The 26,832-nt window shown below is 71.3% G+C and carries 27 protein-coding genes; 18 read left to right on the top strand and 9 right to left on the bottom strand.

The genetic code is table 11. The features are described 5' to 3' along the window. The first annotated feature begins 105 nt into the window (after nucleotides 1–105). From Q9R13_RS07955 to Q9R13_RS07935, 5 genes are all read left to right on the top strand, one after another. Nucleotides 106–1,023: a T3SS (YopN, CesT) and YbjN peptide-binding chaperone 1 gene (locus Q9R13_RS07955; protein ID WP_310964548.1), complete on the top strand. Its 918-nt coding sequence runs from the start codon at nucleotides 106–108 to the stop codon at nucleotides 1,021–1,023. Then, a complete protein-coding gene (locus tag Q9R13_RS07950) occupies nucleotides 941–1,930 on the top strand; it encodes a PGN_0703 family putative restriction endonuclease (RefSeq protein WP_458295167.1) in 990 nt (329 codons plus the stop codon). The genes Q9R13_RS07955 and Q9R13_RS07950 overlap by 83 nt, the downstream gene beginning before the upstream one ends. Continuing rightward, nucleotides 1,927–3,597 (top strand): nuclease-related domain-containing DEAD/DEAH box helicase, encoded by a 1,671-nt coding sequence (locus tag Q9R13_RS07945; protein ID WP_310964546.1) that lies wholly within the window; start codon nucleotides 1,927–1,929, stop codon nucleotides 3,595–3,597. Before Q9R13_RS07950 ends, Q9R13_RS07945 begins: the two co-directional genes overlap by 4 nt. Before the next feature lie 259 nt (nucleotides 3,598–3,856). Then, nucleotides 3,857–5,122: an HNH endonuclease signature motif containing protein gene (locus Q9R13_RS07940; RefSeq protein WP_310964545.1), complete on the top strand. Its 1,266-nt coding sequence runs from the start codon at nucleotides 3,857–3,859 to the stop codon at nucleotides 5,120–5,122. A gap of 45 nt (nucleotides 5,123–5,167) precedes the next feature. Further along, on the top strand, nucleotides 5,168–6,094 hold the full coding sequence (locus Q9R13_RS07935; protein WP_310964544.1) for a threonine/serine dehydratase: 927 nt from the start codon (nucleotides 5,168–5,170) through the stop codon (nucleotides 6,092–6,094). Nucleotides 6,095–6,112: 18 nt separating this feature from the next. Here the strand turns inward: Q9R13_RS07935 and Q9R13_RS07930 are convergent, their stop codons facing one another. Beyond that, the gene (locus tag Q9R13_RS07930; RefSeq protein WP_310964542.1) at nucleotides 6,113–6,697 is read right to left on the bottom strand and encodes a carboxymuconolactone decarboxylase family protein; all 585 of its coding nucleotides are present in this window, start codon (nucleotides 6,695–6,697) and stop codon (nucleotides 6,113–6,115) included. Between the two features lie 113 nt (nucleotides 6,698–6,810). Next, nucleotides 6,811–7,455, bottom strand: a complete 645-nt coding sequence (locus Q9R13_RS07925; protein WP_310964541.1) for an NAD(P)-dependent oxidoreductase — start codon at nucleotides 7,453–7,455, stop codon at nucleotides 6,811–6,813. Nucleotides 7,456–7,595: 140 nt separating this feature from the next. Between Q9R13_RS07925 and Q9R13_RS07920 the strand changes: the two genes are divergently transcribed. Together Q9R13_RS07920 and Q9R13_RS07915 are read left to right on the top strand one after the other, a co-directional pair. Beyond that, nucleotides 7,596–8,021 (top strand): hypothetical protein, encoded by a 426-nt coding sequence (locus tag Q9R13_RS07920; RefSeq protein WP_310964540.1) that lies wholly within the window; start codon nucleotides 7,596–7,598, stop codon nucleotides 8,019–8,021. Next, nucleotides 8,018–8,389 (top strand): TraR/DksA family transcriptional regulator, encoded by a 372-nt coding sequence (locus Q9R13_RS07915; RefSeq protein ID WP_310964539.1) that lies wholly within the window; start codon nucleotides 8,018–8,020, stop codon nucleotides 8,387–8,389. The genes Q9R13_RS07920 and Q9R13_RS07915 overlap by 4 nt, the downstream gene beginning before the upstream one ends. 7 nt (nucleotides 8,390–8,396) lie before the next feature. Here Q9R13_RS07915 and Q9R13_RS07910 read toward each other — a convergent pair whose 3' ends face one another. Beyond that, the gene (locus Q9R13_RS07910) at nucleotides 8,397–9,287 is read right to left on the bottom strand and encodes a methyltransferase (protein ID WP_310964538.1); all 891 of its coding nucleotides are present in this window, start codon (nucleotides 9,285–9,287) and stop codon (nucleotides 8,397–8,399) included. 48 nt (nucleotides 9,288–9,335) lie between these two features. Between Q9R13_RS07910 and Q9R13_RS07905 the strand changes: the two genes are divergently transcribed. After that, nucleotides 9,336–9,908, top strand: coding sequence for a helix-turn-helix domain-containing protein (locus tag Q9R13_RS07905; protein WP_310964537.1), 573 nt, complete (start codon nucleotides 9,336–9,338; stop codon nucleotides 9,906–9,908). Nucleotides 9,909–9,993: 85 nt separating this feature from the next. Beyond that, the gene (locus Q9R13_RS07900) at nucleotides 9,994–12,534 is read left to right on the top strand and encodes a DEAD/DEAH box helicase (protein WP_310964536.1); all 2,541 of its coding nucleotides are present in this window, start codon (nucleotides 9,994–9,996) and stop codon (nucleotides 12,532–12,534) included. Nucleotides 12,535–12,553: 19 nt separating this feature from the next. Here the strand turns inward: Q9R13_RS07900 and Q9R13_RS07895 are convergent, their stop codons facing one another. Together Q9R13_RS07895 and Q9R13_RS07890 are read right to left on the bottom strand one after the other, a co-directional pair. Further along, nucleotides 12,554–12,991 (bottom strand): NUDIX domain-containing protein, encoded by a 438-nt coding sequence (locus tag Q9R13_RS07895; RefSeq protein WP_310964534.1) that lies wholly within the window; start codon nucleotides 12,989–12,991, stop codon nucleotides 12,554–12,556. Then, complete coding sequence (locus Q9R13_RS07890; protein WP_310964533.1) at nucleotides 12,988–13,131, bottom strand: hypothetical protein; 144 nt, start codon at nucleotides 13,129–13,131, stop codon at nucleotides 12,988–12,990. Before Q9R13_RS07890 ends, Q9R13_RS07895 begins: the two co-directional genes overlap by 4 nt. Before the next feature lie 136 nt (nucleotides 13,132–13,267). On the opposite strand from Q9R13_RS07890, the gene Q9R13_RS07885 reads away from it, so the two are divergent. Together Q9R13_RS07885 and Q9R13_RS07880 are read left to right on the top strand one after the other, a co-directional pair. Beyond that, nucleotides 13,268–14,815, top strand: a complete 1,548-nt coding sequence (locus tag Q9R13_RS07885) for a sensor histidine kinase (RefSeq protein ID WP_310964532.1) — start codon at nucleotides 13,268–13,270, stop codon at nucleotides 14,813–14,815. Nucleotides 14,816–14,877: 62 nt separating this feature from the next. After that, nucleotides 14,878–15,144, top strand: a complete 267-nt coding sequence (locus Q9R13_RS07880; RefSeq protein ID WP_310964530.1) for a DUF4031 domain-containing protein — start codon at nucleotides 14,878–14,880, stop codon at nucleotides 15,142–15,144. A gap of 19 nt (nucleotides 15,145–15,163) precedes the next feature. Here the strand turns inward: Q9R13_RS07880 and Q9R13_RS07875 are convergent, their stop codons facing one another. After that, nucleotides 15,164–15,796, bottom strand: a complete 633-nt coding sequence (locus tag Q9R13_RS07875; protein WP_310964529.1) for an HD domain-containing protein — start codon at nucleotides 15,794–15,796, stop codon at nucleotides 15,164–15,166. Between the two features lie 118 nt (nucleotides 15,797–15,914). Here Q9R13_RS07875 and Q9R13_RS07870 point away from each other — a divergent pair, with 118 nt between their 5' ends. Together Q9R13_RS07870 and Q9R13_RS07865 are read left to right on the top strand one after the other, a co-directional pair. Beyond that, nucleotides 15,915–19,202: a DEAD/DEAH box helicase gene (locus Q9R13_RS07870; RefSeq protein WP_310964528.1), complete on the top strand. Its 3,288-nt coding sequence runs from the start codon at nucleotides 15,915–15,917 to the stop codon at nucleotides 19,200–19,202. After that, nucleotides 19,199–20,896 carry a TM0106 family RecB-like putative nuclease gene (locus Q9R13_RS07865; protein WP_310964527.1) on the top strand — a complete coding sequence of 566 codons (1,698 nt, stop codon included), beginning with the start codon at nucleotides 19,199–19,201 and terminating at the stop codon, nucleotides 20,894–20,896. The genes Q9R13_RS07870 and Q9R13_RS07865 overlap by 4 nt, the downstream gene beginning before the upstream one ends. Before the next feature lie 17 nt (nucleotides 20,897–20,913). Here the strand turns inward: Q9R13_RS07865 and Q9R13_RS07860 are convergent, their stop codons facing one another. Further along, a complete protein-coding gene (locus Q9R13_RS07860; protein WP_310964526.1) occupies nucleotides 20,914–21,459 on the bottom strand; it encodes a hemerythrin domain-containing protein in 546 nt (181 codons plus the stop codon). A gap of 57 nt (nucleotides 21,460–21,516) precedes the next feature. Here Q9R13_RS07860 and fdxA point away from each other — a divergent pair, with 57 nt between their 5' ends. From fdxA to Q9R13_RS07845, 3 genes are read left to right on the top strand one after another with little or no spacing between them, the layout of a single operon-like run. After that, on the top strand, nucleotides 21,517–21,861 hold the full coding sequence (fdxA, locus tag Q9R13_RS07855) for a ferredoxin (RefSeq protein WP_310964525.1): 345 nt from the start codon (nucleotides 21,517–21,519) through the stop codon (nucleotides 21,859–21,861). Continuing rightward, on the top strand, nucleotides 21,858–22,517 hold the full coding sequence (locus Q9R13_RS07850) for a helix-turn-helix transcriptional regulator (protein WP_310964524.1): 660 nt from the start codon (nucleotides 21,858–21,860) through the stop codon (nucleotides 22,515–22,517). The genes fdxA and Q9R13_RS07850 overlap by 4 nt, the downstream gene beginning before the upstream one ends. A 38-nt stretch (nucleotides 22,518–22,555) precedes the next feature. Continuing rightward, complete coding sequence (locus tag Q9R13_RS07845) at nucleotides 22,556–22,696, top strand: hypothetical protein (RefSeq protein ID WP_310964523.1); 141 nt, start codon at nucleotides 22,556–22,558, stop codon at nucleotides 22,694–22,696. Nucleotides 22,697–22,718: 22 nt separating this feature from the next. Here Q9R13_RS07845 and Q9R13_RS07840 read toward each other — a convergent pair whose 3' ends face one another. Continuing rightward, the gene (locus tag Q9R13_RS07840; protein ID WP_310964522.1) at nucleotides 22,719–23,483 is read right to left on the bottom strand and encodes an enoyl-CoA hydratase-related protein; all 765 of its coding nucleotides are present in this window, start codon (nucleotides 23,481–23,483) and stop codon (nucleotides 22,719–22,721) included. A gap of 140 nt (nucleotides 23,484–23,623) precedes the next feature. On the opposite strand from Q9R13_RS07840, the gene Q9R13_RS07835 reads away from it, so the two are divergent. Both Q9R13_RS07835 and Q9R13_RS07830 read left to right on the top strand, forming a co-directional pair. Beyond that, on the top strand, nucleotides 23,624–24,787 hold the full coding sequence (locus Q9R13_RS07835; protein WP_310964521.1) for a nuclease-related domain-containing protein: 1,164 nt from the start codon (nucleotides 23,624–23,626) through the stop codon (nucleotides 24,785–24,787). A gap of 32 nt (nucleotides 24,788–24,819) precedes the next feature. After that, nucleotides 24,820–26,391 carry a phytoene desaturase family protein gene (locus Q9R13_RS07830; RefSeq protein WP_310964519.1) on the top strand — a complete coding sequence of 524 codons (1,572 nt, stop codon included), beginning with the start codon at nucleotides 24,820–24,822 and terminating at the stop codon, nucleotides 26,389–26,391. Nucleotides 26,392–26,456: 65 nt separating this feature from the next. Here Q9R13_RS07830 and Q9R13_RS07825 read toward each other — a convergent pair whose 3' ends face one another. Further along, the gene (locus tag Q9R13_RS07825; RefSeq protein ID WP_310964518.1) at nucleotides 26,457–26,831 is read right to left on the bottom strand and encodes a hypothetical protein; all 375 of its coding nucleotides are present in this window, start codon (nucleotides 26,829–26,831) and stop codon (nucleotides 26,457–26,459) included. Between the last annotated feature and the right edge of the window lies 1 nt (nucleotide 26,832).

The raw sequence follows: 26,832 nt of genomic DNA, 5'->3' as shown, positions 1-26,832 counted from the left end.
CTCGCGTCTTCGACCCTTGCGCGGCACTGGAACGGACCATTTGCACGCCGGATTGTGTCGGGGGTGGGGGTGATCCTGGGTCTGCGCCGGGAGGAAGGGGTCGAGATGAACGAGATCGAGAGCAGTGAGATGGACGCAGCCACCGAAGAGGCATGGGCGGAGTTCGAGCGGCGACTGGGCGAGTACGTCGCAAGCGTGCCGGCGGCGGCCGTCCTGACGCTCGACGTGACCACCTGGGAGGAGGACGACGAGGGTTGTTCGCCGTGGTTGCAGGTGGTGCGTGCCGACCAGGCGGTGCTGCTCTGCGCGCCGAGCAACCAGCAGCTCGCTCCGGCTCACCAGCTCGACACCGAGCTCGAGGCGCGCCTGCTCGAGCGATCCTTCGAGACCCCGGGCAGCGCAGTCGTGTTCGAGCCGTTCGAGGAGGAGACCACCACGGTGTGGCACCGCGCGCTGCACGACGACGAGTTCGGGCCTGAAGAGGTCGCGCCCGTCGCCGTCGGCGTGCTGCGCGAGGTGTTCGGCGTCATCGACCCGACGTTCCTCGAGATCGAGGGTGCGAACGACGGCGGTGCGTGGACGCGCCTGGTGATGAGTGAGTCGACGACCACTCCGCCGCTGCTGCGGCCGAGCTCGCGCGAGGATCTGCTGATCATGCTCGAACCAGTTCTCGAGGCCCTGTCCGAGGACGGGGTCACGACCGACGACGACGGCGACTGTTGGATCAGACTCGGCCAAGCCCAGGTGTGCTTCATCGCCCGCAGCGATCGTCCGGTCATCGACGTGATGGCGCCGCTGGTGCACGATGTCCGCAGTCGCCGCCAGACCGCCGTGGAGGTGGCCGTGCTCAACCGCCGCCGGATGACGAAGTTCGTGTTGGTCGGCCGCGACGTGCTCATGACGATGACCCTGCCGGCTTCGCCCTTCGTCGGCGAGCACCTTGAGCTCATCGTGCCGATGTTCCTGGAGACGCTCGACGACGTCGCGGACGATCTGGCCCTCCGCACGGGCGGTCGCCGATGAACCGGGGGCTCACCGTCGGCCAGCTGGACCGTGCGGCCGCTGTCCTGCTCGGGCAGGCAACAAATGGCAGCGGCGGCTTCGCCGGCACCAGGGGTGGTGGCGCGAGACGCACTGCGGTGTGCCGGCAGGGAACATCGCGACTCGCTCGAAGCCCGTGGTGAGCATGCTGCCGGACGGCGTCGACCTTGCCGTGAATCTCTGGACACCGGAAGCGCGGGAGTCCCTGGGAGCCGCCGAAGCGGATCTGGACGCCGGCAAGCGGCCCGGGATGATCCAGATGGACCGAGTGCGCAGGAACCTGCTGTCCTCGCAACCCCTGTGCTTCAACCTGTTCGGCTACCTGGCCGCTCACCCTGAGGCAGCGCTGCCCTGGATTCGGTCGTTGGCACCGGACGCGGACGGCGTCTCGAGCATTCGCCTCGAGTGGGCTCCGGCGACGGGAACATTCACCGGATCGGCGTTTGACGCGTTCATCGAGTACCGGACCGGCAGAGGGACCGGATTCCTCGGCATCGAGTGCAAGTACGCCGAGAACCTCGCGAAGTCACAGGTCAAGCCTGCGGCGGAGAAGTTCCGCACGGCGACGGCTGACGGAGGCTGGCATGCAGGGGCGGCGGAGGCACTGGACAAGATGGGGCTTCGCCAGTTCTGGTACAACACATTGCTCGCGCAGCTCGTCGAGCGAGCGGGCGAGCACACGCGCGGTCGGTCGGTCGTCGTGGCGCTCGCCGACGACGTCACGGCGAGGTCGACGGTGGACACCGTTGCGGCCGAGTTGGTCGACCCGGAGTACCTGGTCTTCGGCTCGATCGAGGAGGTGGTCGATTCGATCGAGGGGCATGACGGATGGCGGGACACCTTCCGACGCAGGTATCTCGACCTCAGTCCGTCCGACGAGCCTGCATGACGATCGACCTGTGTTCTGCTGACCAGATGACCCCGAACTGTCGTCCCGAGCAACCACAGTTCGCCTCCGAGGCGGAACGTGAGGTGTGGCAGCGACTGCGCGACACCCTGCCCGCGGACGCGATCCTGATCGCGAACCAGTGGGTGATCGACGAGCATAAGGACCACGAGGCGGATCTCGTCGTACTGCTTCCCGATGTCGGGGCGGTCGTCCTTGAGGTCAAGGGCGGGTCGGTCTGGTACGACGGCGAGCACTGGCACCAGTCCGGTGGCGGGGAGCGGCGGATCCATCCGGTGGAGCAGGCGAAGGACGCGAAGTACGCCTTGCGCGACTACGTCGAGTCCGACCCGCGATGGAGCCGCGGCAGGATCACGTGGGCACACGGCGTCGTGACGCCGTACTCCGACTTCTCCAGCGACTTCGGCACACCGGACTGCCCGCGTTGGGCGCTGCACGACCGCGTCGACATGGCGGACCTCGCCGATCGGGTCGCGAACAACGCCCGGGGGATGGCGCGGGGCACCAAGGCCCCGTCGTACGACGACCTGGTGCTGCTCTCGCAGGTCTTGCACGGCCGCAGCTTCACCGAGCGGGACCTCAACGCGGAGGCCGCCCAACGGCGCTCGGCCTCGGACCGGCTGACCGCCGAGCAGGCGCAGCTGCTGCGCGTGACAAGGCTGCTCAACCGGGTCGAGGTGCGCGGCGGCGCCGGGAGTGGGAAGACGGTGCTCGCGCTCGCCCAGGCCAAGGAGCTGTCCCGCGGTCGCGACGGTGAGCCACCGCAGCGAGTGGCGCTGCTGTGCTACTCGATCGGTCTCGGCGAGTTCCTCAAGCGCGAGGTCGAGGGGTGGCCCAAGCGCGCCAGGCCTGCATTCGTCGGCACCTACGAGGAGCTCGGCCGGTCGTGGGGGGCGCCAGGGGGAGAGCGCGAGGACAGTGAGTTCTGGGAGGAGCGGCTGCCGTCGATGATGGCCGAGCTCGCACGGGAGCTCCCGCCCGACAAGCGGTTCGACGCGTTCGTCGTCGACGAGGCCCAAGACTTCGCAGAGAGCTGGTGGACGCCATTGCTGCGGGCGATGCAGAACGAGGAGGAGAGCGGGCTCTACATCTACTCCGACGAGAACCAGCGCATCTTCGCGCGCTTCGGTCGGCCGCCTGTGCCCCTGGTGCCGCTCGTTCTCGACCACAACCTGCGCAACACCAAGCAGATCCACGCGGCTTTCGGCCCGCTGGCACCGACCCAGATGACGCCACGCGGCGGCGAGGGCGTCGAGGTCAGCTTCCTACCGGCCGACGACCCGCTCGACGCCGCCGATGACGCAGTCGAGCTCCTGCTCGAGGTCGGCTGGCACCCCGCCAACATCGCGCTGCTCACCACCGGATCCCGGCACACCGAACAGCTGAACCTCACTGAGGAGCTCGGCCAGCACGGCTATTGGCGCACCTTCTGGGAGGACGACGTGTTCTACGGGCACGTGCTCGGGTGCAAGGGCCTCGAGCGTCCGGCCGTCGTGCTCTGCGTCAACGAGACGACCGCTCGCGACCGATCGAGGGAGAAGCTGTACGTCGGCATGTCGCGCGCGACCGACCAGCTGATCGTGGTCGGTCAGCCCGACGTCGTACGAGAGATCGCCGGGCCGCACGTCGCGGCACGGTTGGGGATCTGAGTGAGGCGTCGGCAGAGGCGGCAGTGCGGCACGACGAGCCCGACAATGGGTGGAAAAAGGCGCTAGCACATACGTTCGAGTAATGGTAGGCTGAGGGCACCTCATCGGATCGAGGAGCTCCAGTGGAAACAAGGTGGTCGCGAAGGTCCGGTGGTAGAGTCTCGCGAAGCGGTCAGTAATTGCACCGTCGCTGGTGCCTCCGGCGAGACGACGCAGCATCCGCCCGGCCGGGCGGATGACGTCGACACCGGAGCAGCAGATGACCGCACCGCCACTCCCGAAGCATCCGATCCTCGCTTGCGTCAGCCGGCTCAGGAACGGGCTCGATGAGGTGGTCGACGTCCAGGCGACGTACCTGTCGACCGAGGAGAAGGCGGCAGCGCTGCGTGAGCTGGCCGTGGTCGAGTCTCGGGTGGCCGGGCTTCGGTTGAAGGTGATGGCCGCCGCAGCCGACGTGGCCGAGATCGACGCCGCTCGGGACGTGGGCGCCTGGTACGCCCACCACACCCGCAACGAGGCCGACAGCTCCCGCGCCGACGCCCGGCTGGCGCGCAGCCTCGATCGAGACCGACTCACACTTGCCGACGCGCTGGCTGGTGGTCGCTGCAACGTGGCCCAGGCCCGCGTGATCGACCGCGCGCTCGACGCCCTGCCGGACCGCCTCGGCCGCGAGCTCCTCGAGCGAGCCGAGGCGACCCTCGTCGGCTACGCCGCGGAGCTGACTCCCGGCCAGCTGCGCCGAGTGGGACGTCGGATCCTCGACCTCGTTGCCCCCGAGGTCGCCGAGGAGGAGGAAGGTCGCCGGCTGGCCGACGAGGAGCGGCATGCTCGGGAGAAGACCCAGATGAGCCTCCGACCCCTCGGCGACGGCACCACTCGCATCTCCGGGCGCCTCCCGGAGTCTGCGGCGAGGCGGCTGTGTACCTACCTCGAGTCGTTCGCCTCACCTCGACACCTGGGCAGCGAGGCCGACAACCCCCAGCCGCCGATCGACCGGGTTCCCTACCCGCGTCGACTCGGCGAGGCGTTCTGTTCCCTGCTCGAGCACCTCGACCCGGAGAAGCTCCCCGACCACGGTGGTGATGCCACCACGGTGCTGATCACCCTGTCCCTCGACCAGCTGCGCGCCGAGCTGGCGGCAGCCGACCTGCTCGGCGCCGGCGACGGCGACAGCGACCGGCTCAGTGCCGGCGAGGTACGCCGGCTCGCCTGCAACGCCCGACTCGTCCCGGTCGTCCTCGGCAGCAGGTCCGAGGTGCTCGACCTCGGCCGCAGCAGCCGCCTGTTCACACGGTCCCAACACAAGGCGCTGCGGCTTCGCGACCGCGGCTGCCGTGCCGAGGACTGCACGATCCCGGCCGCCTGGACCGAGGCCCACCACGACAAGCCGTGGGCGGCCGGAGGCAGCACCAATCTCGAGGACGGGGTGCTGTTGTGCAGCCACCATCACCACCTCGCCCACGATCCTCGCTTCACCGCCTGTCGACTGCCCAACGGCGACGTCCGCTTCGTCCGGCGCACCTGACACCCGATCCCCGGTGGTCGCCCCATGGAGACCGATACTGAACTCGTGAGCATCACTCGTGAGGACGTGTTGGCCGCAGCCCGACGTATCGAGGGCCGGATCAGGCGCACCCCGCTGCTGGCACCCGCACCGCAGGATGGGATGTGGCTCAAGTGCGAGTTCCTGCAGCACTGCGGCGTCTTCAAGACCCGCGGGGCGTTCAACCGCCAGCTGGCTGCCTCCGAGACCGGAGAGCTCGGCGCGGCGGGCATCGTGGTCGCGTCCGGAGGGAACGCGGGCCTTGCCCACGCGTACGCCGCCGGCCGGCTCGGGATCAGGGCCACCGTGTTCGTTCCGCAGGCCGCGCCCGAGGTCAAGGTCGCCCGGATCCGACGCTACGGAGCCGAGGTGGTCCGCGGCGGCGCCGAGTACGCCGAGGCCTACGAGGCCGCCGTCGCCTTCGCCGACTCCAGCGGCGCCAGTCTCGTCCACGCCTACGACCAAGCGGAGATCGCTGCGGGTGCGGGCACGATCGCCGAGGAGATCATGGAGGACGAGCCCTCCATCGACACCATCGTCGTCGCGGTAGGGGGAGGCGGCCTTTACGCCGGCATCGCCGCATCGGCGCTGGGACGGGTCCGTGTGGTCGCGGTGGAGCCGGAGAGGATTCCCACCCTGCACAACGCCATGGCGGCGGATCAGCCCGTCGACGTCAGCGTCTCCGGTGTCGCCGCCGATTCTCTCGGAGCTCGCCGGATCGGCGGCCTGGCATTCGCCGCGCAGAAGGCTGAGAAGCCCATCTCGGTCCTGGTCACCGACGACGAGATCGTGCAGGCCCGGCAGGAGCTGTGGACCGAGTATCGCATCGCGTCCGAGTTCGGCGCCGCCACGGCGTACGCAGCGCTGCTCTCCGGCCGATACGCCCCTGCTGCGGGCGAACGGGTCGCGGTCGTCGTCTGCGGCGCGAACACAGATCCGACGACGTTGTCCTAAGGCAGGTTGTCGGTCTGGTCACGACGCTGCGGCAACGCGGTCCGCGAGCGGTTTGAGGCCGCACGCCGCGGCGAAGCCGTCGGACTCGATGCCGAGCGCGACGTTCGGACGGGTCGTGAAGTTCGCGAACGCGATCACCGCCGTGAGCTCGACCAATGCGGAGTCGCCGAGCTGGGACCGCAGTGAGCTGACCATCTCGTCGGTCACGGTGGGCTCGGTCTCGGTCATGGCCTCGGCATAGGTCAATACCTCGCGCTCCAGTGCCGTGAAGACCTCGGATTCGCGCCACCGCGGGATCTCTCGCGCCTTGGTCAGATCGAGGCCCACGTTGTGGGCTTCGAAGTAGTTGAAGTCCAGGCACCAGGTGCAGCCGACCCTCGAGGCAACCGCCATGTGCGCGAACGACTTGAGCTGTTCGTCGCAGGCGTCCCACTTCTTGACCTTGCCCCCGACCGAGGCCATGTCCATCAGCACCTTCTGGTTGTGCCAGTAGACGCCGATCGAGCTCGGCACCTGACCCAGGGTCCTCCTGGCGAACCGCTCCACGAGCCAGCCCTTGGGTCCGGAGACCTCGGCTGCGGGGATACGGGTCGTTCCGGTCATGTCGTCCTCCATGGTGAGTCCGTGGTGAGTGGCCACGACATGAAGACGCCGGCCCGCACCGATCTGTGACATCGCCACGAACGACCCATGGTGCCGAGTCGTCGCGTCGCGGCTCAGTGGCCGACGGTGAAGCGACGGCGCAGGTGGTTGCGCTGCTCGATCTCGTCGACGTACGCCCGGGCGAAGTCCACCCCGGAGATCTCCGACGACCCGTCGTCCTTGGTGACCAGCAGGTCTCCGCCGGTGCGGTAGCTGCCGGTGTCGTCGCCGGGTGCCCAGGCGCCGAACAGCGCCGCCGGGCTGACGTAGAACCAGTCGAGGTCCTCGGGCGCCTCACGCAAGGCGTCGAGCACGGCGGCGTGTGCCCTCGCCTCGGGCTTCCACTCCTCGTTGAAGTCGGGGGTGTCGAGCAGCAGCGGACCGCCCTCCGCGACGTACGAGCTCCCGGCACCGCCGACGAACGACAGCCGGGTGCCAGCGGCCCGTGCCGCCTCGACCAGCGACGGGAGTACGGCGAGCAGCGGCTGGCCGTCCACGTCCGCGCCGTGCACCGCCACCACCAGCTCGTCGGCTTCGTCGGCGGCCGCGCGCACCGATGTCGGGTCGGTGATCGAACTGATGCGGTAGTCCACGCCCTCGTCCGGTCGGGCCGGCTCGTGCCGCGAGTAGGAGACGACCACGTGGCCGCGCCGGACCGCTTCGCGGGCGATGTGGGAACCGGCATAGCCCGTTCCGCCGAAGATGACGAGCTGGGACATGGTGCCTCCTGGAGAAGATGTAGTTGTCAGGTCAACCATCGCGGATGTGCGGATATGCCCTCCGGGCGGCGTCTCACGATCGCGCCGTCCCGGATCGCCATTCCACGTCCGGCGCTGCGCTGGTCCCGTAGCGTTCTGTCATGGCTCAGCGGGTGGTGATGGGGGCGGCCTCGGCGGCTGCAGTTCTCGTGATCATTGCCGCCGTCCTGGTCCTCTCGGCACGCAACGATGGTGCGAGCGACCCGGCGGCGGAAGCGGTGGGCGGCCTGGCGAAGGTGACGAGCTTCTCGATCCATGCCGCTCGTGACGGCTGCACCTTCGACCAGGCACGTGGTGGGCTGGTCTATCGGGGTCTCACCGTCGCATCGACGTCGAATGGCGTGCTCGACCTGTCGTTCTACGTTCAGCGGGGCAGTCTCGACGACGTCCTGCCCGGGTACGTCTCCACCGTCCTCACCTTCGGCCGCCATGCCCGCAGCCACACCTTCGACCTCGTCATCCCGGTGACCCGGGCGCAGTACGACGCGGGCTACGACGAGTGTCAGTACAGCGCCGGCACCCGATGACCGAGCCCCCTGCAAACGCGCGTGCCGCGAAGAGGTCTGCCGATGCCGACCGGCTGCTCGCCGAGCGACGGCGGACCGCCGAGCGCCTCGCGGCGCTCCAGGGCGACTTCGCCGGCATGGTGGCCGCGTCGCGCGGGTCGAACGCTGACGACGAGCACGATCCCGAGGGCGCCACGATCGCGTTCGAGCGGTCCCAGCTGGAGGCGCTGATCAGGCAGGCACAGGAGCGTCTGCGGGAGGTCGACCGCGCGCTCGAGCGGTGGGACGCGGGCAGGTACGGCGTCTGCAGCCGCTGCGGTGGGTCCATCGACCCGGCGCGGCTCGAGGCGCGGCCGACGGCGACCACCTGCCTGACCTGCATCCGCTGAGCCGCGGCTACGCGGCCGGGTCGGCAGGTCGGCGAGCGATCCACAGCCATCGCTCGGTGCGGACCTGCAGGTCGTTGCGGCGTCGTACGTCGTTGGGCCCGCCGGTGAGCAGCTCGTCGAGCGCGCCGAGGTCGTCGGCCCCGAGCCGATCGGCGACCGCGCCGCGGATGCGCTCGAGTGCGCCGGCGGCGTACTCGCCGACCACGGGCGGCTGTGGCGGGGTGAGGTCGATGGCGATCGCCCGGTCGATCTCGAGGACGAGTCCGGCTCGGACCAGCCGCGGTCCCCAGTCGCTGCCCATGGTGGGTGCGTCGATGGCGCGGTCGGCAGCGAGGAGCTCGTGGGCGCGCGCCTCTGCTGCGCTGCCGGGGGTGCCGTCCGGCAGGAAGCGGGGGAACCCTGCCAGCTCGACGACCGAGAGGAGGCCTCGCGGGCGGATGGCGGCGGCCACCCCGGCCAGCGTGCGGTCTGGATCGGAGAGGTGGTGCAGGGAGGCTGACGCCCAGGCCAGATCGACCGGCTCCAGCGGGGGGACCCCTTCGTCAAGATCGGCGCACAAGCTGCTGACCCGATCGGACAGTCCGAGCTGCTCGGCGCGGCGGCGTAGTCGGTCGAGGGCCTCCTCAGAGGAGTCGATCGCCACGACCTGGGCGTCGGGGAAGTGCTCCAGGAGCCCGAAGGTGCCGGTGCCGGTTCCCGCGCCGAGGTCGACGATCCGGCGCACCGGCTCGTCGACCAGCCTGCCGAGGTCGGTCCGCACCGCGTGGAGCTGTTCGGCGATGACCTCGGCATCGAGGTCGAGCAGGTCGACCCCGCCCTGGGATGCCTGGTGGTGAGAGGCCTGGTGGTGAGAGGCCTGGTGGTGAGAGGCCTGGTGGTCGGAGTGTGCGTGGCTCATGAGGTCCAGGGTAGGCGCGGATTGCGTTAGAGGCATACGATCTTGCGTATGACGCAAGATCGGGATCTCGATGCACTGGTCCGCCAGCGCATCCGCGGCCTGCGGGTCGCCCGCGGGTGGTCGCTCGACGACCTGGCTGCCCGTTGCTTCCTCAGCGCCTCGACGTTGAGCCGGATCGAGACGGGTCAACGGCGGATCGGCCTCGACCAGCTGACCGCGATCGCGCGCGTGCTCGACACCTCCATCGACCATCTTGTCGAGGCCGAGGACGACCAGGACGTGGTGATCCGACCGCACCGGGACGAGGCCCGCGGGATGACCACCTGGTTGCTGTCCCGCGATCCTGCTCCCCATGGCATCAAGGTCGCCAAGATCCGGCTCACCCAACCGCCGCCGCGGCGTAGGGACGGCGAGCTGCCGGTACATCCGGGGCGCGACTGGTTCACCGTGCTGACCGGCACGGTGATCCTGCTGCTGGGGGAGCGCACCATCAGGGTCGAGGCCGGGCAGGCGGCCGAGTTCTCCACGATGGTGCCGCACGCGTTCGGCGCTGATCGGGGGCCCGCCGAGATCATCGCCATGCTCGACCCCGATGGCGAGCGGTCGCACCTTCACAGGTGAGTTCCGGGCGGGTGCCGGTCGGTCGTCGTGCCCGAGTGCGTGAGGATGGGGGAATGGCAGGGAGCCGTGTCGGGACAGCAGCGCGGTGAGCGAGGTGGCGTACGAGCGGATCCTCGGGTTCGCAGAGGAACAGGGCCTCGAGCTCTACCCGCACCAGGAGGAGGCGATCATCGAGCTGCTCGCGGGCAACAACGTCGTGCTCGCCACGCCGACGGGCTCGGGGAAGTCCCTGGTCGCGACCGCGGCGCACATGGCGGCGATCGCCGACGGGCGGGTGTCCTTCTACACCGCACCGATCAAGGCGCTGGTGAGCGAGAAGTTCTTCGCCCTCTGCGACGTCTTCGGGGCCGCGGACGTCGGGCTGCTGACCGGCGACGCCTCGGTGAACCCGGAGGCGCCGATCATCTGCTGCACGGCGGAGGTGCTGGCCAACATCGCGCTCCGCGAGGGGGCGAGCGCGGACGTCGGCCTGGTGATCATGGACGAGTTCCACTACTACGCCGATCCCCAGCGCGGCTGGGCGTGGCAGGTGCCGCTGCTCGAGGTTCCCCAGGCGCAGTTCGTGCTGATGTCGGCCACGCTGGGCGACGTCAGCGAGATCGCGGCCGACCTGACTCTGCGCAACGGTCGTGAGACCGCGACCATCGACAAGGCCGAGCGGCCGGTGCCGTTGCACTTCAACTGGTCGCTGGAGCCGTTGGCCGACACGCTGCAGGAGCTGGTGGAGACCGGCCAGGCGCCGGTCTACGTCGTGCACTTCACCCAGGCGGCGGCCGTCGAGCAGGCGACCTCGCTGCTCAATCCCGCCTTCGACAAGCTCACGCGAGGCCCGAACCGTGAGCTGATCAAGGAGCGGCTGGCCGAGGTCAGGTTCGGGGCCGGCTTCGGAAAGTCGCTGTCGAAGTTGCTGCGTCGTGGCATCGGCGTCCACCACGCCGGCATGCTGCCGCGCTACCGCCGGCTGGTGGAGCAGCTCGCCCAGGAGGGCCTGCTCACCGTCATCTGCGGCACTGACACGCTCGGCGTGGGCATCAACGTGCCGATCCGCACCGTGCTGTTCTCCGCGCTCGCGAAGTACGACGGCCGGCGCCAGCGAGTGCTTCGGGTCCGAGAGTTCCAGCAGATCGCCGGTCGGGCCGGGCGCCCGGGCTTCGACACCTCCGGATATGTCGTCGTCCAGGCGCCCGAGCACGTCATCGCGAACGAGAGGGCCAAAGCCAAGGCGGCCGCGAAGAACGCCGCGATGAGCGAGGCCAAGCTGGCGAAGCGGAGGTCCAAGGCCCAGCTGAAGAAGCCGCTCGAGGGCACCGTGGTGTGGACCGAGGCGACCTTCGACAAGCTGGTCGCCGGCACCCCGGAGCAGCTGCGGTCACGCATGAAGGTCGACAACGCGATGCTGGTCAACGTCGCGGCCCGTGACGAGGACGCGTTCTCGGTGATGCGGCGGCTGATGACCGACAACCACGAGGATCGGCGTACCCAGCTGGCACTGGCGCGCCGGGCGCTGCGACTGGCCAGGAGCCTCGTGCACTCGGGGGTGTTGACCCGGCTGGACGAGCCCGACGAGCTCGGCCGGCGGTACGTGCTCACCGTCGAGCTGCCGCCGGACTTCGCGCTCAACCAGCCGCTTTCGCTGTTCGCGATCGCGGCACTGGACCTGCTCGACCCCGAGGCCCCGTCGTACGCCCTCGACATCGTGTCGGTGGTCGAGGCCGTGCTCGACCCGCCGAGACAGATCCTTCTCGCCCAGCAGCACGCGGCGCGCGGTGAGGCGATCGCCGAGATGAAGGCCGACGGCCTGGAGTACGACGAGCGGATGGCGCTGCTCGACGAGGTGACCTGGCCGCGCCCGCTTGCCGACCTGCTGGTGCCGGTGTTCGAGATCTACCGGGAGACGCACCCGTGGCTGCCGGTAGACGCGCTCGATCCGAAGTCGGTGGTCCGGGAGATGTTCGAGCAGGGGATGAGCTTCACCGACTTCGTCGGGCGCTACCGGATCGCCAGGTCCGAGGGGCTGCTGCTGCGCTACCTCTCCGACGCCTACCGAACCCTGCGGCAGACCGTCCCCGACGCGCACCGGCCGGCCGAGCTCGAGGACCTCGTCGAGTGGCTGGGGGAGACCGTGCGGCAGGTGGACTCCTCACTGCTCGACGAGTGGGAGGCGTTGTCGGACCCGGACCACAAGCCGCGCACCCTCGTCGACGCGGCTGCACCTCCGCCGCGCCCGCTGTCGCAGCAGGAGCGTGCGTTCACCGTGATGATTCGCAATGCGATGTGGAGAAGGGTGGAGCTGGCGGCCCGCGACGATGTCGGCGGCCTGGCAGCGCTGTCGGAGGATGAGGCCTCCCGATGCGATCCGCCGCGCGAGGTCGTGATGACGCGCGAGGCCTGGGACGCCGCGCTCGAGGAGTACTACGCCGAGCACGGTGCGATCGGGACCAGCGGGGACGCCCGCGGCCCGGACCTGTTCGTGGTCGAACGGGTCGGACGGCGGTGGCCGGTGCGCCAGACCCTCGCCGACCCGGCCGGGCACCACGACTGGATGATCGATGCCGAGGTCGACCTCGACGCCTCCGATGAACTCGGTGAGCTGGTGCTGACGACGACCGCTATGCGGCGATGGTGAGGGTGCCGGTCAGTGCCGGTCAGTCGATGAGGTTCCGTGCTCCGCCCCGCAGGACATCGGCGACCGCATCCACCGCGGCCGCGTCGGCGGGCAGCCACGGCACCGACGTCAAGGTGGCGGAGTCCAACCTGCGCAGCTCGTCGTGCGCGACGCCCGCTACGGGTACGCCGTCACTGACCTCGACCCAGAACAGCCGCAGCTCGTGGGTGTCCGAGATCGGCCAGGCGCCGTCGGGGTGCCGGAGCTCCGCGCCGACGGTCACCGAGACCGCGAGCTCCTCGCGGAGCTCACGGGCAAGCGCGTGTCGAGCGGACTCGTCCTCCTCGACCTTGCCGCCGGGAAACTCCCACAGCCCGCGGAGCTCCTCGGGCGCGGAGCGTCTCGCGCCCAGGACCGAGGTCGGCGCGCTCAGGTCGTCCACGATGATGCCGCCCACGACCAGCCTGCGTTGTCTCACCGTGCCATGGTTCCGGCCGGCCGGGATCCGGCCGGCCGGAACCATGGCCGGCGCTCCTTCGGCAGCTCGTGGTCGGGACAGCACGCGGGCCAGGCGCGGGTCGCGGCGAGGCAGTGGTCGCTGATCGGTTCGACGTCCATCCGCCGACGGTACGACGCTTCGAGCGGTTTCGGGCTTTGTCTGCGGCCCGTCGCGTCCGCCACCTACGGTTGGTCACGGCATCCCGATGTACAGAGCTCGTGGGGACGGGAGAGGATGCGGGGGAAGGGACGAGTGATGGCTGCTGACGGCGCGGGTCCGATGCCGCGGGCCGGGAGGGCCGGGAAGGTCGGGCTGCGGCCGATCATTCCGCCCTCGCCGATCGGTGCTGCGTGGCGGCAGTTCTGGCGGGTGCCTGCCATCGAGCGGGCCTACATCCTGGCCGTGATCGTTGCGGCCCTCGCGCTGCCCTTCGTGGTGCATGGCCCGGTGCACGCCAGCCGGCCTGCATGGATGACAGCGCTCGCGCTGGTGATCGTGTCGGTGCTCAACGTCGAATTCAGCCGGATCCTCGCAGGCGGTCTTTCCCGCACCCAGCAGCCGCACAAGGCGCTGTCGGCCTGGGCGTTCGCCACCGCGCTGTTGCTCCCGTCGCCGTGGCTGCTGCTCATCGTCGTGGTCACCTACCTGCACGCCGGCTGGCGCGGTCTGCGCATCCCGCTGTGGAAATGGGTCGGGTCGGCCGGGTTCCTGGTCCTGAGCGGACTCGCAGCCGTGGCGGTACGCGCCGCCGTCGTCGGCACCCAGGCGAACTGGATGGCCGGTGACGGAGGCCGCGGACTGGTCGGCGTCGTGGCCGCCGCAGGTGCCTTCCTCGCCACCGAGACCGTGCTGTTCACCGGAACGGCGCTGCTCAACGACGCCGCCGACGAGGTCTGGCTGCGGGCCACGTTGCGGACCTGGTCGTTCTACGGCACCGAGGCAGCGGTCCTGCTGATCGGAGGCCTGTTGGCGGCGGTGTGGACCGGCGGTGCATGGTTCTCGCTGCTGCTGGTGCCGATCTATGGCCTGGCCCAGCGCGCCGCCCTGCACGAACCACTGCGGGAGCGCGCCGCCGCCGCGGCCAGGCTCGCCGAGAAGAACGACGAGCTCGAGCTGGCGAACCAGTTCAAGATCGACGTGATCGGGATGCTCGGACACGAGATCGGCAATCCGATGACCGCGATCCAGGGGTACGCCGAGGTCGGCGCGGACTCCCTCGACGGGCTGGCAGGCGACGAGGTCGAGGTGGCACGCAACGCCCTGGCAGTCGTCGAGCGCAACGCGCTGCAGATCAGGGCCGTCCTGCACGACATCCTCACCATGGTGAGCAGCGACCGCGGCGCACTCACCGCCGTACCGCAGCCGTGCCGGCTCGCTCCGCGGCTGCACGCGGCTGTCGCGTCCGTGCCCGAGGAGTCCCGGCCGCCGATCGCGTGCGCGGAGACGCTCACCGCGGTGGTGCAGCCCGGCCACCTCGACCAGATCCTGGCCAACCTGGTGAACAACGCCGAGAAGTACGCCGGCGGCGCGACCGGGCTGTCCGCCTCGGCGACCAGCGACGGCCTGGTGCAGATCATCGTGGAGGACGCCGGCCCGGGCGTGCACGGTGCCTTCCGGGAGCACCTCTTCCAGCGGTTCGCCCGGGACGCCGACACCGCCCAGCGGGTGATGGGCACCGGGCTCGGGCTGTTCATCACCCGAGAGCTGGCTCGTGCGAACGGCGGCGACGTCGGCTATCGCGACGTGGAGCCGACAGGCTCGGCCTTCGTGGTCACCCTCCCCGAGGCCTCCCAGACCGCCTGAGCCGCCTGAGCCGCCTGAGCCGCCCGGATCCGGGCAGCGCTCGGAGTCGGCACAATGGAGCCGTGACCATCCTCATCGACCCGCCGTCGGTTCCGTGGCGCGGCCGGCTGTGGTCGCATCTGGCCTCGGACACGTCGTACGACGAGCTGCACGCGTTCGCGGGCGCGCTCGGACTGCCTGCGTGCGGCTTCGACCGGGACCACTACGACCTGCCGTCGGAGCACTATCAGGCGGCCCTCGACGCCGGTGCCCGCCCGGTGCGGAGTCGAGAGCTGGTCCGCCGGCTCGACGCTGCCGGCCTGCGTCGACGCAAGCAGCCGCCCGTCTGAGCTCTCCTGCTTGAGAGCCTCAGAGCTGCCCGCCCAGCGAGGACAGCTCGGCGGCGAGGTTCGTCTGCGCTCGCTGCTCCCAATGCCGTCGCGCGTGGGCGGTACGGAAGATCGTGGTTCGTCCGGCCAGCTCGGACAGCACCGCGGCACGACCGGCTCGGAAGGCGGTGTCGTCGATGTCGGCGAAGTCACGGCGGACGTCGGCGACGTACTCGGCGTACCGGTCCGGGGTGGCCGCCAGGATCGCCAGGTCGGCGTCGCAGAGCAGCTCGCCGTTGCGGTCGCCGGGAGCCGGGTCGTGGCCGGCGGTGAGGCGGACGAGCCGAGCCACCTCCTCGACGTCGTCCCCGGTGACCGGTGGCCCGACGTCGGCGAGGGTCTCCTCGGCGAGCCGTGCGGAACGCTCCTCGTCGTCTGCCGCCCCGGCGTAGACGGCGTCGTGGAACCAGGCAGCGAGCAGGACGACGAGGTCGTCGCGCTGCGGGTCCGCCCCCGAGCGGACGCCGAGCTCGTCGAGCCGGGCCAGCACCTCGGCGAGGTGGCGCAGGTCGTGGTAGCCACGGTCGGTGGCGTAGGCCGACACGAGTCGGTCGCGCAGCGCGAGCCGATCCAGCAGCGGCCAGGCCAGGTGGGTGATGCTCGGGGACGGCACCGACCCAGCGTGCCAGCCAACCCAGTGTTCCAGCCAGACGCCGAGGACTGTCGGCAACGGTCGGTCCCATGGGGTGGCGGCATGCGGGGCTGTCGGCGGCCGGGGATAGCCTCGCCGAATGCTCGACATCCCGGAGTCGGCTCTGGACAAGGAGTTCGGTCGCGAGACCGTTCGGCGTGCGCAGGCGTACGTCGCCCAGGGGCGCGTGCTGGGCTTCGACGTCGCCACCACCCGCGGCGGGGACGTCGAGCTGATCGGCAGTGTCCGGGGCACCCGGCCGGAGCCGTACCGCGTCACGGTCCGGGCGGCGACGATGCGGCACGGCACCGAGATCTGGTCGGTCTGCGACTGCCCGGTGGGGCTGGGCTGCAAGCACGGCGTCGCGCTGATCCTGGGGGCCCGCCGGGACCTCGCCCTCCTGGAGGGTGGACCCGATCCCGACCGGTGGGCGGGCGAGCTGGAGGACGCCCTTCTCGAGCTCGAGGCTCGCAGCTCGGCCGAGGGCACCGGGGCCGTCCCGCTCGCGCTCCAGGTGGACCTCAAGGTCGCGCGCTACCGCTGGAGCGACCACCCGGTGCGCACCATCCGGCTCCGCCCGCTGCAGCGCGGCAAGCTGGGTCGCTGGATCAAGACCGGCGCCGACTGGCATCAGGTCAACGGCCTGCGCTACGGCGGCGCGCACGACCCGATGCAGGTCGAGATCCTCGCGGAGCTGGCCACCGTGCTGGGGCCGGCGTACGGCGGTCCGGCGGATCTCGCCCGGGTCGGGCCCGCGCTGTGGCCGATGCTGACGCGGGTGTGTGCTGCCGGGATCGAGCTCGTCCCCGGCGAGGGGATCGCCGAGGTCGAGCTCCTCGAGGAGCCGGTCGCGGTGACCGCCGACCTGCGCTCGACCGAGACCGGACTGTCGGTGCGTCTCGGCGTCGGCGTCGGTGACCGGTCGTGGAGTGCCGACGCGATCGAGCCGATCGGCAACCCCGCCCACGGGGTCGCACTGCTCACCGCGGCGGGCGGCGGCCGAGCCGCGCCCTCGATGCTGACCCTCGCGCCGCTGGTGCGGCTGCTGCCCGAGAGGGTGCAGGCGCTGCTGCGTCGGACCGAGCCGCTGGTGGTGCCGGACGAGGCGCGACAGCGGTTCGAGGACGCGTTCTTGCCGCGGCTGCGACGCCAGCTCGCGACCACGTCGACAGATGGCTCGGTGCCGCTCCCGGAGGAGCCGGAGCCGAGGCTGGTGCTCGAGCTGGAGTGGCTCTCGCCGGGGCAGGCGGCGGCCAGCTTCGGCTGGTCCTACCCGGTGGCCGGCGCGGAGAGCCGCTACGCGCTCGACTCCGGCGCCGGGATGCTCGACGTCCGCCGCACCGACGCCGAGGATTCACACCTCTCCCGGCTCACGCTGGACGACGCCGCGCGCGACCTGCTCTGCGACGCTGGAGGACGACTGCGGGGCGAGCATCGCTGGACCGGCGCCGACCTGCTCCGGTTCGTCGACGACGTGCTGCCCGGACTCCGCGCCGACGATGCCATCGACGTCGAGGAGACGGGCACCCAGCCCGACTACCGGCCCGCGGTCGGCGCACCGGAGATCAGCTTCAGCCTGGCCGGACCCGAGGCGGGCCCGGACGGGCAGGAGGCTGACCGCCGTACCGACTGGCTCGATCTCGAGGTGATGATCCGCGTCGACGGCGAGCAGGTGCCGCTGGCCAGCGTGCTCACCGCCTTGACCCGCCGGGCGGAGCGGATCTTCCTGCCCAGCGGGCTGCACGTTCGCGCCGACCATCCTGCGTTCGACCGGCTGGCCGAGCTCGTCGCCGCCGCCGGCGAGCTGGCCGACCAGCCGAGCGAGCGGCTGCGGGTGGGCAGCCACGACCTCGGTGCGTGGGCCGAGCTCGACGAGCTCGGGGTGGTCGACGAGCAGGCGGCCGCCTGGGTCGCCTCCGCCCGAGCGCTGCAGTCGGCTGAGCGGCTGCCCGAGGTCGCCACCACCGGTCTGACGTGCACCCTGCGCAGCTACCAGTACGACGGCTTCCGCTGGCTGGCGTTCCTGTGGCAGGCCGGCCTCGGCGGGATCCTCGCCGACGACATGGGCCTGGGCAAGACACTGCAGGCGCTCGCACTGGTGGCGCACGCCCGCGCCAAGGGGGCAGCACCGTTCCTGGTCGTCGCGCCCACCAGCGTGGTGACCGCGTGGCGCGCCGAGGCCGCTCAGCACGCCCCGGATCTGGTGGTCAGGACGGTCGAGGGGACCGGTGCGCGGCGCGCCGAGTCGGTGGCCGAGCTCGCCGAGGGTGCAGACCTGGTGCTGACGTCGTACACACTGCTGCGGCTGGAAGCCGAGGCGTACGCCGGACTCGCGTGGGGCGGCCTGGTCCTCGACGAGGCACAGCAGATCAAGAACCATCAGGCGAAGACCTACCGAGCCGTCCGCGGGATCGACGCGCCGTTCCGGGTAGCGCTCACCGGCACTCCGTTCGAGAACAGGCTGATGGAGCTGTGGGCGCTGCTGTCCGTGGTGGCGCCCGGGCTCTACCCGTCCCCGCAGCGGTTCCGCGACCTGGTGGTCCGGCCCGTGGAGGCCGGCGACGCGGCGGCACTGGACCGGTTCCGTCGCCGGATCCGGCCGTTCCTGCTGCGCCGCACCAAGGACCTGGTCGCCGCCGACATGCCGCCCAAGCAGGAACAGCTGCTGGAGGTCACCCTGGGGCCGCGGCACCGCCGGATCTATGACACCCACCTCCAGCGCGAGCGGCAGACCGTGCTCGGACTCGTCGAGGAGTTCGACCGGCACCGGATCGCGATCTTCCGTTCGCTGACCCGGCTGCGTCAGCTCAGCCTCGACGCCGCGCTGCTCGACCCGGCCCATGACAAGGTCGCCTCGGCCAAGGTGGACCTGCTCGTCGAGCACCTCACCGAGCTCGCGGCCGAAGGGCACCGGGCCCTGGTGTTCAGCCAGTTCACGTCGTTCCTCAAGCGGGTGCGCGAGCGGCTCGACCGTGAGGGCATCGAGACCTGCTACCTCGACGGCAGGACTCGGGACCGACAGCGGGTCATCGAGGGGTTCCGTACCGGCGCTGCGCCCGCCTTCCTGATCAGCCTCAAGGCCGGCGGTGTCGGGCTCACCCTCACCGAGGCCGACTACGTCTACGTGCTCGACCCATGGTGGAACCCCGCGGTCGAGGCGCAGGCGGTCGACCGCACCCACCGGATCGGCCAGCAGCGGCCGGTGATGGTCTACCGACTGGTGGCCACCGACACGATCGAGGAGAAGGTCGTCGCGCTCAAGGAGCGCAAGGCGGCGCTGTTCGCCCGGGTCCTCGACGGCGGCGGCGCGGGCGACGGAGCCATCGACGCCGACGACGTCCGGGCGCTGTTCGACGCCCCCGGCGACCGCGTAGGAGGTGACCCGTGACGGGAGGACCGGCGACCAACGGTGCGACAGTGCTACTGGGCGCATACGACGCCAAGCGGTGCGCCCGCCGGGTGCACAACGAGTGGGACCCGACCGTCCCGAAGGGCGAGTGGGTGCTGCCGGCACCGATCCAGCTCCGGGTGGAGGCCGGTCTGGTGCACGAGCAGGACGTGCTCGGGCGGCTGCGTGCGGCCCTCGGACCTGACCGCTACGTCGATGTCTCCGCGGCGGACGGTCGGACGGCGGCGGTCGAGGCGACCGTGGCTGCGATGCGCTCGGGCGCCGAGGTCGTGATCGGCGGCTGGCTGCCCGACGACGTCGACGGTGGCCGGAAGGGGCGGCCCGACCTCCTGGTCCGGGTCGGCGCCGGCTACGTCCCCGGTGAGGTCAAGGCCCACCTGATGACCCGCGCCGCCCGGAAGGGGGCGTTGACCTGGTCCGGCCCGGCCGCGCCGGCCGTGACTGGCGTGCTCGCCGGCCGGGCGATGCGGGTCAGTCAGCGCGCGGACGACTTCTTGCAGCTGGCCCACTACTGGCGGATGCTGCAGGCCTGCGGTCACGCAGCCGACTCCGCATGCGGGTTCGTGATCGGCACCGACGCTCTGCCCGAGATCGATCCCTCGGGCATGGTGCTGGTATGGCACGACCTGGATCGGCCGGCCTTCACGACGTACTCCCGTAGCCGTGGCTCGGCGCGTCGCAGTGCGCTCGAACGGTACGACCACGAGCACGACTTCCGGGTGCGGGTGGCCGGGGTCGCCGCGGCGCGCACGGGCGGGGCCGATGACCCGGAGCCGCTGGTGGTCCCGGTGTTCACCGACGAGTGCACCAGCTGCCCGTGGCTTGACCTCTGCCTGACCGATGCCCCTGACGCGGCCAGTGCACAGATCACCAGCGGGACGCTGTCGCGCCGAGAATGGCTGGTCCTGGACCGGCTCGGGCACGCGTCCTTGGCGTCGCTGGCGTCCCTCGACCCGACGGACGAGGCGTTCCTCGCCGACTACCTGCCCGAGGTCACGCACCTGCCGGACGCGCCCGACCGGCTCGCCGGGGTGGTGAGGCGGGCCCGGATGATCCGTGACGGGGTCGAGATGGAGAGGATCGGCACCGGCCCGATCCCGGTGCCGCGGGCCGAGGTCGAGGTGGACTTCGACCTCGAGTGGGGTGTCGACCAACGGGTCTATCTCTGGGGTGCGCTGGTGCACCATGGCGGCTCGTCGCAGTACCGGCCGATCGTGTCCTGGGAGGTCGTCGACGAGGCCGGCGAGCGTGCCCTCGCCGGCCAGTTCGTCGCCTGGCTGCGCGAGCTGCTCGCCGAGGCGCGGTCCCGCGGGGAGCGGGTGCTGGTCTACCACTACTCCCCGGTGGAGGCGACCCAGCTCAAGCGAGTTCTCGGTACGACGGCCGTGGCCGACCTGCTACCGCTGTTCGTCGACCTGCACAAGCTGGTCTCGGCGCACTACTTCGGCGCGCACGGGCTCGGCATCAAGCGGGTCGCTCCCGCGTTCGGCTTCCACTGGCGCGACGACGATCCGGGCGGCCTGCAGTCGCAGCTCTGGCTGGAGGAGGCGCGCGCGGACGGGGCGGACGGCGCCCGGGCCCGGCGTCGACTGCTCGACTACAACGAGGACGACGTCCGCGCCACCGCTGCGGTGCGGACGGGGCTCAGCCAATCACCGAGCACCCACCGCTGACGGCGCAGGTCGGTCGCCTACGCGCCCTGGCAGGTCCACCCGGCGGGCAGCTGCTCGTGGGAGATGAAGTCGGCCAGCTCGGCGCGGGCGTCCTCGGTGAGCGTCGTGTCGGCGGCGCCGTAGATGATCGGCTCCTCCTTGGTGTTGTGCCGGTCGAGCTGGGCCAGCAGGGTCGCCGCGGTCTGCCTCGACGCGTCCACGACGCCGTCGAGCTGGGCCCCGTCGAGCCCCGCCCCGTCGAGCCCCGCCCCGTCGAGCTGGGCCTCGAGAAGGTCCATCGTCCGCCAGAGGTCACGATGCTCGGAGAGCATCACGAAGACCGGTGCGAGCAGTCCCGAGCTGCGCATCGGGGGGAAGAGGAACTCCTCCTCGAGGTAGATGTGGCGGCGCAGCGCGGTGAGCGCCTCGCGGAGCCGCCGCTCGGCCTGATCGAGGCCACCGGCACCGGCGAGGAAGTCCTCGACGCCGCCGTCGATGGCGCGGTGCTCGCGCTCCAGCGCGGCCCGGAGCGCGCCGGGTCCTGGGACGCCAATGTCCGGTTGGTGAGTGGATGGTTCGGCCACGGAGGTTCCTCTCGACCCCTCTAGTTTATACAAGACATCTTTGTATAAACTAGAGGGGTGACGTACGTGATCGGCCAGCCCTGTGTCGACGTGATGGACCGTGCCTGTGTGGACGAGTGCCCGGTCGACTGCATCTATGAGGGCGGCCGCAGCCTCTACATCCACCCCGACGAGTGTGTCGACTGCGGCGCGTGCGAGCCGGTGTGCCCGGTCGAGGCGATCTACTACGAGGACGACCTGCCCGCCGAGCTGGCGCCGTACCTCGCCGACAACGATCTGTTCTTCAGCGCCACTCTCGATGGCCGGGACGCTCCGCTGGGATCCCCGGGCGGCGCGACCAAGCTCGGCCCGCTCGGCGTCGACACCCCGCTGGTGGCCGGGTTGCCGCCGCAGGCGTCATGACCGGGCGCCGCGACGACGTGCTCGCCGTGTTGCGTGAGGCGACCGGGCCGATGACCATCGTGGAGATCGCGAGCGCCCTGGGTGTGCATCCCAACACCGTGCGCTTCCATCTCGACGGACTTCTCGAACGCGGTCGGGTCGATCAGGTGACCTCCCGTCCCGTGGAGGCCGGTCCGGGTCGTCCCGCGCTGCGCTTCCGCGCCAGCTCCGGAATGGATCCGGACGGGCCGCGCAACTTCGAGCTCCTCGCCGGCATCCTCGCCGGCAGCCTGGCTGTGGGGCCGGACGGGGTACGTCGTGCGCGCGCCTCCGGTCGTGCCTGGGGCCGGCGACTCGCCGCGACGCGCTCCGACGGCGGCGGTGCAGGCCGGTCGGTCACGGATCGACTGGTCGGCCTGCTCGCCGATCTGGGATTCGCGCCGCAGCGGCGTACCGTCGAAGGGGACGGACGCAGCCGCGAGCAGATCGCCCTGCGGCACTGCCCGTTCCTGGAGCTGGTCGGCGACCACCGCGACGTGATCTGCCCGGTGCACCTCGGACTGATGCAGGGGGCAGCAGCCGAGTTCGGTGACGCCGATCCGGCGACGGGTCCGGTCACCGTGGACGCGCTCGAGGCGTTCGTCGAACCCGATATGTGCCTGGCACAGCTGGGGTGATCGCAACGGCTGGGGTAATCGGAACAGAGGAGGTTCAGATGGTGGCGCTGCAGACGGTCGCGACGACCGCCCTGGGGTGGTTCATCGCGGGCGCAGTCATGGTGGTCTGCGTGATCGGCATCGGCCTCATCCTCGCCGTCAAGGCGGGCGAGGCCACCAGGGACCGCAACCGGCACTGACCCGGCCTCGGGGCCGGTGCGCTCACGGCTGGAAGGCCGGCTTCTCCCGCGCCAGGAAGGCCCGCACGCCCTCGGCGAAGTCCGGGCCGCCGTAGACCTCCGCCAGCAGCGCGTCGTCCGACTCCGGCTCCGCCTCGAGTGTGGCGGCACGCGCGGTCAGCTGGGCCTTGGTCGCGCGGATGGTCACCCCTGAGGCGGACAGCAGCCCGCTCACGACGGTGTCCAGCTCGGGGTCGAGGTCGTCGACGACCGCCATCACCGCGCCGACGGCGTACGCCCGGTCGGCCGTCGTCAGCCGTGAGGTGAGCAGCATCTCGCGGGTCAGCGACTCGCCGAAGACCGTGGCGCAGCGGTAGACGATCGAGGCGGACAGCGCGTTGCCCAGTGTCCGCGCGATCGGGTAGCCGAACCGGGCGTCGGGTGTGCAGATCCGCAGGTCGCAGTGCGTGGCGACCGCCAGGCCGCCCCCGACGCACGCCCCCTCGACCGCCGCGACGGTGACCTGCGGCAGCCCGAAGAGTGTCACGAGCAGCTCGCGGATGCCGGCCTCGTAGCTGACCGCATCCCTGTCGACGAAGTCGGAGATCTCGTTGCCGGCCGCGAACGCCCTGCCACCCGCACCGCGCAGCACCAGCACCCGGACCGCCGGGTCCTCGCGCAGCTCGTCGCACAGGGCGCGCATGTCGGCGTACATCCGGCTGGTGAAGGCGTTGCGCCGCTCGGGGCGGTTGAAGACCACCTCGACCACTCCGGGCCGGCGCCTTACCTGCAGCTCGTCGGTGCTCACGGCCACGAGGGTACGGCGCCGCCGACCGCCCCGATCGACCGTCTCCGGGCGCGGACTCCCGATTACCTGTTCTCCGGGGGCCCCGGACCGCTACGGTCACCTCGGAGGAAGCAAGCCTGGCGGGGTTCGGGAGGGAGCTCATGGCTGGGGGGTCTGCGCACGCGCTGTCCCGTCGTCGGGTCCGGCCTGCCCGGACGGCCGGTCGGTCGCGCCTGCCCGCGGCCGACGCGCGGCCCGGGGTCGGCGCGTCTGCGGCGCCGGTGCTGAACCTGATGCGAGCCAACGGCTGGCTGGTCCTCCACGACCGAGTGTGGCCGGGCCGGGCGGGCAGCCTGATCGACCACGTGGTCGCCGGGCCCGCCGGCGTGTTCGTGGTCTCCGAGCACCACTGGTCGGGGGCGATCTCGGTCGACGAGGGCGCGCTGCGGTGCCGTGGCGCGCTCCGGGTGGTCGCGGTCGGCGACGCCGTCGAGGCGGCCGCCGCGGTGTCGTCCCTGGTGCCGGGCGTCCCGGTGACTCCGGTGCTCTGCTTCCCCCGCCCCGAGCCGGTCGACGGCAGCACCCGCGGGGTGCTGCTGTCCTCGACGGAGAACGTGCTCGATGTGCTGCTCGACGAGCCGGGCCGGCTCGACGCCGAAGACCTGCGGGCCGTCACCCGCGCGCTCGCCTCCTCGCTTCGACCTGCGGACCGCACGCTGCGGAGGACGGCGGAGCTGGCGCGGGCCGAGGACCCCCAGCCTGCCCCGCCCGGTGCCCGCCGACTCGCGCCCGAGCGCCACCACCGGGTGCGCTGGCTGGTGGCCGCGCTGCTGGTGGCGGCGGTGGCACTGGCCGGCGTCACCGTGGGGCCCCGTGTCCGCGACTGGGTGGACGGCCTGAGAGGGCAGGAGCACGTCACCGCCGCGATCGGCACACCGGTGGTCACAGCCCGGACCCCGTTCCACCCGCCGTTGCGGATCACCGCCGATCGGCCGACCCCGACCACCGCGAGAGCGGGACGGGTGCCGGCCGGCACGCACGTGATCGCCGTCAGGATCACCGTGCACAACGAAGGCAGCGGCCCATGGCGGCTGCACGGCTGGACCAGCGTCCGCCTCGTCGACGTACAAGCCCTGGCCCATGCACCCGACCGCGGGATCGGACGCGTCGCTGCGGGTCCACTGATGTCCTCCTCGCTGCGGCTGCGACCGGGGGCGACGGCGAGCGGCTACTTCGCCTTCACCCTGCCGACGCGGGTGAAGATCGGCCAGGTGCGCGTCGCGCTGGCGCCGTCCGGCGACCTGATCACCTGGACGGTCGGCTGACCGGTCCGTCCGGCCCTGTCATCGTGGACGGCATGAGCGTGGTGGACGCGGTGGTGATCGGTAGCGGTCCCAACGGGCTGGTGGCCGCCAACCTGCTGGTCGACGCCGGCTGGCAGGTCGTTCTCCTGGAGACACAGTCGAGACCGGGAGGCGCCGTCGCCAGCGACGAGGACGTGCGCCCGGGGTGGGTGCACGACACCTTCAGTGCGTTCTACCCGATGGCGGTCGCCTCACCCGTGATCCGGGGACTCGACCTGGAGCGTCACGGCCTGGAGTGGATGCGCGCGCCCGCAGCCGTCGGGACCCCGATGCCGGGCGGAGGCTGGGCGCTGCTGCACCGCGACCGGGCTGACACGGCAGCAGGGCTCGATGCGCTCGCGCCGGGTGACGGTGATGCCTGGCTCGCGCTCTGCTCGGAGTGGGACGCCATCGGCGAGGAGCTGGTGGCCGCGCTGCTCTCGCCCTTCCCGCCGATCCGGCACGGAGCCGCGGCGCTGGCTCGGGTACGTCGGGCCGGCGGTGTCGCCTTCCTCCGGCGACTCCTCGGCCCCGCAGCCACCCTCGCCCGCGACCGCTTCGCGGGCACGGCGCCCGGACTGCTGATCGGCGGCAACGCCGCACACTCCGACATCTCCGTGGACGCGCCCGGGTCCGCCCTGATCGGCTGGCTGCTCAGCATGCTCGCCCAGCACCACGGCTTCCCGGTACCGCGAGGAGGGGCCGGCATGCTCAGCGCCGCCATGGTGCAGCGATTCGCCCGTGCCGGGGGCGAGCTGCGTCTGGCCACCCGCGCGGACCGGGTGCTGGTCCGCGACGGTCGGGCGGTCGGCGTCCGCACCTCGCACGGCGACGTCATCCGGGTCCGGCACGCGGTCGTCGCCGACGTCAGCGCACCCGCGCTGTACGGCGACCTACTGCGTCCGGAGGACGTGCCCGCCCGGACCCGGCGGTGGATGCGACGGTTCCGCTGGGACCCCGGCACCGTCAAGGTGGACTGGGCCTTGAGCGGGCCGATCCCCTGGCAAGAGGCGCCCGCCGCGCAGCCCGGCACGGTGCACGTCACCGACTCGCTCGACCAGATCGCCGCCGACCAGGCGCGGATCGCCGCCGGGGTGGTGCCGGCGGCGCCGTTCCTGGTCGTCGGGCAGATGGCCCTCGCCGACCCGAGCCGGGCCCCTGCGGGTGCGGAGTCGGCCTGGGCGTACACCCACGTGCCGCAGCGGTTCGGTGCCGACGAGACCGGTGTGATCCGCGGTGTGTGGGACCACGACGACGCGCAGCGGATGGCGGACCGGATCCAGCAACGGATGGAGAGGGCCGCGCCGGGGTTCGGGTCGATGGTGCTGGCGCGCCGGGTGCTCACCCCGTGGGACCTGCACGCGCGCGACGAGAACCTGGTCAACGGAGCGCTGAACGGCGGCACCGCCGCACTGCGCCAGCAGGCAGTGCTGCGTCCCATGCCGGGGCTGGGTCGTGCCGAGACGCCCGTGCGCGGCCTCTACCTGGGGTCGGCATCCGCGCACCCGGGCGGTGCGGTGCACGGTGCCTGCGGAGCGAACGCGGCCCGAGCGGCTCTGGCGCACGCGCAGCTGCGTCGCCGATAGCGCAGGGCGCGACGGTCGGCACTGGCCGACCGTCGCGCCCTGGACGGTGCTGGGAACCTAGCGGCTCACTCAGACTCGGCGGTGGAGGTGCTGCTCCACGATGCAGCCGAGGAGGTGCTGCCGGCGCTGCTGTCGGCGGGCAGCCAGGTCTCCTGGTTGAGGTGGCCCGGCGCGCTGGCGACGTCGGTGCCGGCAGATACGACGAGGCCGCAGACGCAGACCAGGTCCTCGTCGGCACGGCGCGCGAGCACGTGGGTGCCCTTGAGGCGGTCCGCGAGGATCCGCTCGAGAGACTCGACGGCAAGGCCGAGGGCGAGGGTGCTCGCGTTGATGCTCTTGGCCTCGTTCAGACGCTCGCGCAGCCGGATGATCTCGAGCGGAGCACCAAGGATGCGAGCGTCGTACTGGTAGCCGTTATAGGTGACGTAGGTCTCCGCCATT

This window comes from Nocardioides marmorisolisilvae, assembly GCF_031656915.1.
In the GTDB taxonomy this organism is placed as follows: Bacteria; Actinomycetota; Actinomycetes; order Propionibacteriales; family Nocardioidaceae; genus Marmoricola; species Marmoricola terrisoli.
The sequence above is the reverse complement of the archived record's forward strand: the minus strand, read 5'-3'. Positions and strand labels throughout refer to the sequence as shown.